The following is a 7,637-nucleotide window of genomic DNA, read 5'->3' as shown; positions in this document are numbered from 1 at the left end:
TGTCGATTTCGCCGCAATGGGCCGGGTTCCAGAGGTGCACGGGTGGCAGGCCCCGCCCGGGCGCCTGCCGCGCAGCGGTGGCGACCCCCTCCAGGCCGGAAGATGGCTGAGTCTCGGACATGCACTGAAGGTAGGCCCGAGCGCCGCCGGGCTCAACCTTGTGTGGCCCGCGGACTTCGGAGCGTCAGGCCCGGACCTGGCCTTCCAGCGGGCCGGAAGCGCCCCGCGCCAGGACACGGCGCGGATCCACCGGGCCCGGTAGGCGTACGCCCTGCGTCGCGGCGGCCGAGTACCCCAACCGCTCGAAATAGGGGGAATCCCCCACCAGCAGGATCGGCCCCTCGCCATGGGTATCCGCCGCCTCGCCGGCATGCTGGACCAGCCTTCCGCCCAGTCCATCCAGCCGGCGGCCAGAATGGACCGCCAGCGGCCCCAGGAAGAGGGCCGGGGTCGTACCGATCCGGATATCCCAGAGTCGGACAACCCCGACGACCTGGCCGGCGTACACTGCGCAGAAGGAAAGGTCGGGGCGATAGCGGGCGAATTCGCGGACGCGCTCAGAGACCTTGACGAACCGGCCGGGCCCGAAGGCATGGTCGAGCAGGCCCTCGATGCTTGCGGCGTCGCCCGGCGTCTCGGGACGCAGGCTGACTTCGGATTGTGCGGCCTGGAGCAAGGCGTTCCCCCCGGCGCCAGTCCCCGGCGCGAGGGCCGGGCGTTTAGGACCCGCCGTCCCCCGCGTCAACCGCAGGTTCAGAGCCAGTTCCGGGGCCAGGCCTCGCCCAGGGGGCGGACCTCGCCCGGCAGCAGGCCCCTCCGGCGCATGGCGGCGTCGGTCAGGGGGGACAGGGCCTGCACCGGTTCAATACCTGACCGGGGCCCGGGGGCCACGGGGGCCTCGACCCCCGCCGCGTCCACAGCCTTCCACTCCGCCTGTCCCTGGTCGGCGAACCCCACGGCGAAGAAGAGCCTCCGGGGCTCACCGGCGGGTTCGGTCAGGACGGCGATGACCCAACCGGGCATGGACCTCTCCAGGATGGCTGCGGGTCGGCACGTTGCCGTGCGTCGGGCTTCAGGCCAAGGTGCATCGACCATGAGCGAGTCTCCCGCAGAAGATGACCTGTCCCTCCGCGCCCTGATGGGGCGGCCGGACTACATCCGGTTCTGGCTGTCCCGCGTCGCCTCGACCCTTGGCGTGCAGATTCAGAGCGTCGCTCTTGGCTGGCAGGTCTACGCCGTGGCGCGGGAAACCATGGATGTTGCCCGGTCGGCCTTCTACGTGGGCATGATCGGCCTGGCGGCCTTCATCCCCGTTTTCCTGCTCGCCCTGCCGGCGGGGGAAACGGCAGACCGGCATGACCGGAAGACCATCCTGCGGTTCTGCTATATGGGCGAGATCCTGACCGCCCTGGTGCTTGTCGCCGCCGCCCAGTTCGGCTTCGCCACCCTGCCCCTGCTCCTGGGCGTCGCCGTCGCCTTCGGGACAAGCCGGGCCTTCATGGGCCCGGCCGGGACGGCCCTGGGCCCCATGCTGGTCCCCCGCAGCCTCCTGCCCCGCGCCATCGCCCTGAACTCCCTCGCCTGGCAGAGCGCCTCCATCCTCGGTCCAGCCATAGGGGGCATACTGGTCGCCATTTCCCCGGGCCTCTCCTACGCCGCCGCAGCGGGCCTCTACCTCTTCGCCCTGGCCTGCGTGTCGGGCCTGAGCGGAAACACCCAGCCCGAGGTCAATCCCGGATCGCGCCTCGCCCTGATCAAGGAGGGCCTGGGCTATGTCTGGAGCAACAGGATCGTCTTCGGGGCCATCTCCCTCGACCTGGTGGCCGTGCTCCTGGGCGGGGCCACAGCCCTCCTGCCGGTGTTCGCCCGGGACGTCCTGCACGTCGGGCCCGAGGGCTTCGGCCTGCTCAGGGCCGGGCCGGCCATCGGGGCCACGCTGGTGGCGGTTATCCTCGCCCGGCATCCCATCCGCAGGCGCGCTGGTCCGGTCATGTTCGCCGGGGTGGCGGTCTTTGGCCTGGCCACCATCGTCTTCGGCCTGTCGACCTCCCTGCCCCTCTCGGTCCTGGCCCTGGCGGTTCTGGGAGGCGCGGACATGCTGAGTGTCTATGTCCGCCAGACCCTCGTGCAGATCGTCACGCCCGACGCCATGCGCGGCCGGGTCGCGGCCGTTTCAGGCCTCTTCATCGGCGCATCCAATGAACTCGGCGAGTTCGAGAGCGGCGTTGTCGCCCGGTTCCTGGGGCCGGTGACGGCGGCGGTCGCCGGCGGGGTCGGTGCCGTCCTGGCCACCGGCCTCTGGGCCCGGCTGTTTCCTGACTTGCGCAAGGCCAACCGCCTCGAATAACTGGTGGCCTAATCATTTTCATCGGGAGATATTTTAATGGGCGCACTTGACGGGAAAGTTGTCCTGGTCACCGGAGGCGGTAACGGCATCGGGCGCGATTGCGCGCTAATTGCGGCCCAGGAGGGCGCCAAGGTGGTCGTCAACGACCTTGGCGGCGGCCTGAAGGGCGGCGATGAGGGCGACGCAGGTCCTGCCGAGGCCGTGGCCCGGGAAATCCGCGCGGCCGGCGGCGAGGCGGTCTCCAACTCCGAGAGCGTGACCAGCTACAAGTCCGTACAGGGCATGGTCGAGCAGGCCCGGGATAGCTTCGGAGGCCTTCACGCCGTGATCAATCCGGCCGGCATCCTGCGCGACGTCATGTTCCACAAGATGAGCGAGGACGACTGGGACCGGGTGATCGACGTGCACATGCGCGGCTCGTTCAACGTCGCCCGGGCCACCATCGAGCTGTTCCGCGAGCAGAACGACGGCGCCTACATGTTCTTCACCTCGACCTCGGGCCTGTTCGGCAACGTCGGCCAGGCCAACTATGGTGCGGCTAAGATGGGCATTGCTGGCCTGTCGCGGATTATCGCCATGGAAGGGGCCCGTAACAACGTGCGCTCCAACTGCCTGGCGCCTGTGGCCTGGACCCGCATGACCCAGTCCGTGCCGGTCAAGGACGAAGCCGCCGCCGCCCGCCGGGCGGTGATGGCCGAGAAGGTCCGCGCCGACCAGCCGGCCCGCTTCTCCGTGGCCATGGTGGCCCCGGCCGCCGCCCACGTCTCGGGCCAGATCTTCGGCGCCTCGGGTGAGAACATCATCCTCTACTCCCAGCCCCGTCCGGTCGAGACGGTGACCAAGGAAGAGGGCTGGACCGTCCAATCCATCCTGGACGAGGCCGTGCCGAAGATGGCACCGAAGTTCTTCGACCTGAACCGCGGCCCCATGCCCGGCAGCAACAACGCCCAGCAGCCTGCGGCCGCCAAGCCGGCGTCCTGAGTTTGGCGTCCCGGCCCGGTCCTGACCTGGCCGGGACGCCTATCCGGAATCGGCGTCCGAAAACCGCCAGACATCCGCCTCGGACGAGACCAACCTGAGGCCATGGACCTAGACACCGCCGCCAGCTTTCGCGCCTTCGCCACCCGGGACGGGCGGCTCGACGGACGGCTGTTCGGGGGCGTCATCACCACCGGGATCTACTGTCGGCCGGTCTGTCCGGCCCGAAAGCCGAAGCCTGAGAACGTCCGGTTCTTCAGCTCGGCAGCGGCAGCTCAGCATGCGGGTTTCCGGCCCTGCCTGAGGTGCCGCCCGGAGACCGCCCCGGAACTCGGCGCCTGGAACGGGACCGCCAACACGGTCTCCCGGGCCCTGGCCCTGATCGACCTCGGGGCCCTGGACACCGGCGACCTCCAGGACCTGACCCGACGTCTGGGCGTCGGAGAACGGCATCTCAGGCGCCTCTTCCAGGAACACCTAGGGGCCTCGCCTGTCTCGGTGGCCCAGACGCGGCGGCTGCTCATGGCCCGCCGCCTGATCCTTGAGACCGGGCTCTCCATGTCTGAGGTGGCCCTGGCCTCCGGCTTCGGCAGCATCCGGCGCTTCAACGAGGCTTTCCAGGCCGCCGGCGGCAGTGCGCCCTCGAGCCTGCGCGAACGGTCCGGGGCCAAGGCGAGGCTGGAGGACGGCGTCACCCTAAGGCTCACCTACCGACCGCCCTACGACTGGCCCCGCATGCTAGACTTCTTCGCCCAGCGGCAGGTGGCAGGTGTCGAAAGCATCGACGGCCAGGCCTATGTGCGGACCCTAGCGGTCGGCGGCTTCGCCGGAGTGGTCCGGGTCGAGCCAGGTCGGGGCGACAGCCTGTCCGCCAGCCTCTGGTTTCCTGATCTCCGCGTCCTTCCCCGGGTCCTGGCCCAGGTACGGCGGGTGTTCGACCTCGCCCTGGACCCTGAACCGGTTCTGGCGCATCTGGGCGAGGATCCGGATCTCGGGCCCCTCCTTGCCCAGCGGCCGGGTCTTCGGGCGCCCGGCGCCTGGGACGGCTTCGAGCTGGCGGTCAGGGCCATTCTCGGCCAGCAGGTGTCGGTCACAGCCGCCCGGGGCCTGGCGGGTCGTCTCGCGGAGCGCCACGGCGTTCGCCTCGACTTCGAGCCGGCACGCCGGTTCGGCCTGGACCGGCTGTTCCCGGGACCGGAGCGCCTCGCCGGCATCGACCCGGAGTCCCTGCCCATGCCCCGGGCCCGCGGCCGGGCCCTGGCGGCCATCGCCCAAGTGGCCCTGGAAGACGGCCAGCTGTTCGGTCCCGGCCAGGACCTCGAAAGCGCTGTCCGCAGACTCACCGCCCTTCCGGGTATCGGGGCCTGGACCGCCCAGTACATCGCCATGCGCGCCCTGCGCGAGCCCGACGCCTTTCCGCATTCGGATCTGGCCCTCCTGAGGGCGGCGGCGGACCCGGAAGGTCGCCGCCCCTCCCCCGAAGCCCTGCTGGCGCGGGCAGAGGCCTGGCGTCCCTGGCGGGCCTATGCCGCCGCCCACCTCTGGGCGAAGGACGCTGACGCCGCATCCCACCGCAAAGGACATCCGGAATGAAGATCGACGCCCCTGCGCCCCTTCGGCTGACAGTCTCGGACCTTCCTTCGCCCCTCGGCCGGATCGAGGTGATCCTCGACGAGGCTGGAATTATCCGGGGCCTCGACTTCGGCTCTGGACTCCCGCGGATCCGGCGCCGGATGGAGCGCCTGTATCCCGGACTCCTCCTAAAGGCCGGTGCAGCGCCCGCTCGGGTGTCGCAGGCCCTGGTGGGATACTTTGAGGGCGATACGGGTGCCTTGGCCCGGCTCGACTGTGCCACCGCGGGGACACGCTTCCAGGAGCACGTCTGGACAGCCCTGTGCGACATTCCACCCGGCGTGACCCGGAGCTATCTCGATATCGCCCTGCAGGTGGCCTCGCCGCAGGCCGTCCGGGCGGTGGGCCTGGCGAACGGATCGAACCCCGTGTCCCTGCTCATCCCTTGCCATCGGGTCATCGGCCAGTCAGGCGCCCTGACCGGCTATGCGGGTGGGCTGGAGCGCAAGGCCTGGCTTCTGGCTCATGAAGGCGCGTCCCCGGCGTCGCGGACCCGGCGCCATTCCTCGGCGGTCATCTCCCAATAGAGCGACCGCCGGAGGGTACCGTCGGGGCGGCGGCTGTCGCGTTCGCCCATGGGGCGGAAGCCTGCGGCCTCGATCACCCGGGCCGAGCGCACATTGTCCAGGGCCGCCGTCAGGCCGACCAGGCGCACGCCCAGGACCTCGAACATCCATCCGAAGGACCGGGCCGCGCCCGTCGTCCCCTGCCCGCGATTCTGGCGGTCGGCCCGGGTCGCCCCGGCGATCTCGGCGGACGACCTGTCTGGCCAGACGCTGAAGCGGGAATAGCCGGCGACTTCGCCATCCTCGTCCAGGGACAGGACCAGGACTGCCTCTCCCCTCCCCTGCTGGACCGCCGTCGCCTCGATCCAGGCTCGGACGGTCTCCTCAGTGATCGGCCGGGGCAGGTCATAGATCGGGTCCGAGACCCGGGGATCGGCCAGCATCCGGGCCAGGGAGGCCGCATGTCCGGGGACGGCGATGACCCGGTCGGAGCCTAGACTGGTGGGGTCCACCTCACGGACGCGCCGGCGGATATCGGCCTCTTCCCCGGGGGATGCCCGGATCACTGTGATTGGCGGATCGCTCATTGCGCGAGGGCCTCCAGCGCCTCGCCGGTCAGGCGCCGGGTCGTCCAGTCGTCCATCGCCAAGGCCCCAAGGTGGTCGTAGAAGCCGATGGCGGGCGCGTTCCAGTCCAGCACCGACCATTCCAGCCGGGCGAGGCCCTCGTCCCGGCAGCGCTGCGCCAGGGTCCCGAGCAGGGCCAGGCCCGCGCCTACGCCACGATGCTCCGGCCGGACGAAAAGATCCTCGAGCCAGATCCCATGGCGGCCCCGGAAGGTGGAGTAGGAATAGAACCAGAGGGCGAAGCCGACCGGAGCGGCACCGATCTCTGCAATGTCGCAAAAGACCCGCGGCGAAGGCCCGAAGAGGTCGCGGGCCAGGCCCTCGCGGGTCGCGTCCACCTCATGCGCCAGCCGCTCGTAGTCGGCCAGGTCCAGGATGAACCGGTGGATGATCGCCAGATCGTCCGGTCCGGCGGGCCGGACCTGCACCGCCTCAGACGGCACGGTACCAGTCCACCCCGGCCTCGTCCTGGGTGCGCACGACGAGGCCCCGGGTCATCAGGCAGTTGAGATGGGCCAGGCTCTCGCCGGTGGCCATGCCCAGGGTCCAACGATCGATCGTGCGGCGGAAAAGGATGTGGAAGGTGTCGATGGCCCGCTTGGGCTCCTCCAGCAGCTTGTGCAGCCGGATCAGACTCCGTTCGTGACCACCGATCAGGTGGTCGATTCGCGCATGCAGGCCGTGGAAGGGCTCGTTGTGGGCCGGCAGGACCAGGACATCGTCCGGCACGACCCCTCGGATCCGTGCCAGGGAGGTCAGCCAGTCTGTCAGGGGATCACCCGCGGGCTCCGTCGGGAAGACCGAGACGTTCGAGGTGATCTTCGGCAGGACCTGGTCGCCGCTGATCATCACCTTCAGGTCGGGGCACCAGAGGCAGGCGTGCTCCGGGGAATGGCCCGAGCCCACCACCACCTTCCAGTCGTAATCGCCGATTCGCACCACGTCGCCGTCGGACAGGCGCTGGAAGCTGTCCGGCAGGGCGTGAACACTCTTGCCGAAGCCTCCGAACCGGGCGCGGTAGTCCTCCAGCGCCTCCTCATCCCAGCCCGCGGCGCGATAGAAAACCAAGGCGTCCTCAGGGGCCTCGCGGCCAGTGTCGGCCGACAGGGACCGGCACATCAGGAATTCCAGGCGGGTGATCCAGAGGCGAACGCCGAACTTGCGGGTCATCCACCCGGACATGCCGATGTGGTCGGGGTGCATGTGGGTTACAAAGACACGTGTGACGGGCAAGCCACCGAGGGGACCCGCAAGGGCCTTGCGCCAGGACTCCCGGGTCGCCTGTCCGCCGAGGCCGGTATCGACGATCGCCCAGCCGCCTGCTTCGCGGATCGCCCAGACATTGATCCATGCCAGCGAGCCGCCCAGGGGCATGCGCAGCCACTTCACCCCGGGGGCGACGTCCACCGCCTCTCCCTGGTCCGGCCCACCCGGGAAGGGATAGCTGATCTTGGCCTTGTGGGCCTCCAGAACCGGATCTTCGAAACCATCGCGCATGCAGGGACTCCTTACCGGTGCAGTGTCGGCTGTCCGGGGGCGGGGATCAAA

At 69.9% G+C, this 7,637-nt stretch carries 9 protein-coding genes and 1 pseudogene; 4 read left to right on the top strand and 6 right to left on the bottom strand.

The features are described from left to right. From WCJ52_RS00970 to WCJ52_RS00960, 3 genes and pseudogenes are all read right to left on the bottom strand, one after another. Window positions 1-121 (bottom strand): annotated as a pseudogene (locus tag WCJ52_RS00970) (DUF1285 domain-containing protein); the annotation flags it as partial. A gap of 63 nt (window positions 122-184) precedes the next feature. Next, window positions 185-676, bottom strand: coding sequence for an N-acetyltransferase (locus WCJ52_RS00965; protein WP_336901415.1), 492 nt, complete (start codon window positions 674-676; stop codon window positions 185-187). A gap of 77 nt (window positions 677-753) precedes the next feature. Continuing rightward, entirely contained in the window at window positions 754-1,023 is a 270-nt protein-coding gene (locus WCJ52_RS00960) for a hypothetical protein (RefSeq protein WP_336901414.1), read from the bottom strand. Window positions 1,024-1,093: 70 nt separating this feature from the next. Between WCJ52_RS00960 and WCJ52_RS00955 the strand changes: the two genes are divergently transcribed. From WCJ52_RS00955 to WCJ52_RS00940, 4 genes are all read left to right on the top strand, one after another. Further along, a complete protein-coding gene (locus WCJ52_RS00955; protein WP_336901413.1) occupies window positions 1,094-2,347 on the top strand; it encodes an MFS transporter in 1,254 nt (417 codons plus the stop codon). A 36-nt stretch (window positions 2,348-2,383) separates the two neighbouring features. Beyond that, window positions 2,384-3,328, top strand: coding sequence for an SDR family NAD(P)-dependent oxidoreductase (locus WCJ52_RS00950; RefSeq protein ID WP_336901412.1), 945 nt, complete (start codon window positions 2,384-2,386; stop codon window positions 3,326-3,328). 102 nt (window positions 3,329-3,430) lie between these two features. Next, window positions 3,431-4,918 carry an AlkA N-terminal domain-containing protein gene (locus tag WCJ52_RS00945; RefSeq protein WP_336901411.1) on the top strand — a complete coding sequence of 496 codons (1,488 nt, stop codon included), beginning with the start codon at window positions 3,431-3,433 and terminating at the stop codon, window positions 4,916-4,918. Then, window positions 4,915-5,484: a methylated-DNA--[protein]-cysteine S-methyltransferase gene (locus WCJ52_RS00940; protein WP_336901410.1), complete on the top strand. Its 570-nt coding sequence runs from the start codon at window positions 4,915-4,917 to the stop codon at window positions 5,482-5,484. The genes WCJ52_RS00945 and WCJ52_RS00940 overlap by 4 nt, the downstream gene beginning before the upstream one ends. On the opposite strand, the gene WCJ52_RS00935 is transcribed toward WCJ52_RS00940, so the two are convergent. The 3 genes from WCJ52_RS00935 to WCJ52_RS00925 are packed head-to-tail and all read right to left on the bottom strand — an operon-like array spanning window position 5,421 to window position 7,586. Further along, window positions 5,421-6,050, bottom strand: a complete 630-nt coding sequence (locus WCJ52_RS00935) for a GNAT family protein (RefSeq protein ID WP_336901409.1) — start codon at window positions 6,048-6,050, stop codon at window positions 5,421-5,423. The two genes, WCJ52_RS00940 and WCJ52_RS00935, sit on opposite strands and share 64 nt — an antisense overlap. Then, entirely contained in the window at window positions 6,047-6,532 is a 486-nt protein-coding gene (locus tag WCJ52_RS00930) for a GNAT family N-acetyltransferase (protein ID WP_336901408.1), read from the bottom strand. The genes WCJ52_RS00935 and WCJ52_RS00930 overlap by 4 nt, the downstream gene beginning before the upstream one ends. After that, window positions 6,522-7,586, bottom strand: a complete 1,065-nt coding sequence (locus tag WCJ52_RS00925; RefSeq protein ID WP_336901407.1) for an MBL fold metallo-hydrolase — start codon at window positions 7,584-7,586, stop codon at window positions 6,522-6,524. The genes WCJ52_RS00930 and WCJ52_RS00925 overlap by 11 nt, the downstream gene beginning before the upstream one ends. Between the last annotated feature and the right edge of the window lie 51 nt (window positions 7,587-7,637).

It is taken from the genome of Phenylobacterium sp., assembly GCF_037138395.1.
In the GTDB taxonomy this organism is placed as follows: domain Bacteria; phylum Pseudomonadota; class Alphaproteobacteria; order Caulobacterales; family Caulobacteraceae; genus Phenylobacterium.
This window is presented reverse-complemented; position numbering and strand designations above follow the sequence as displayed.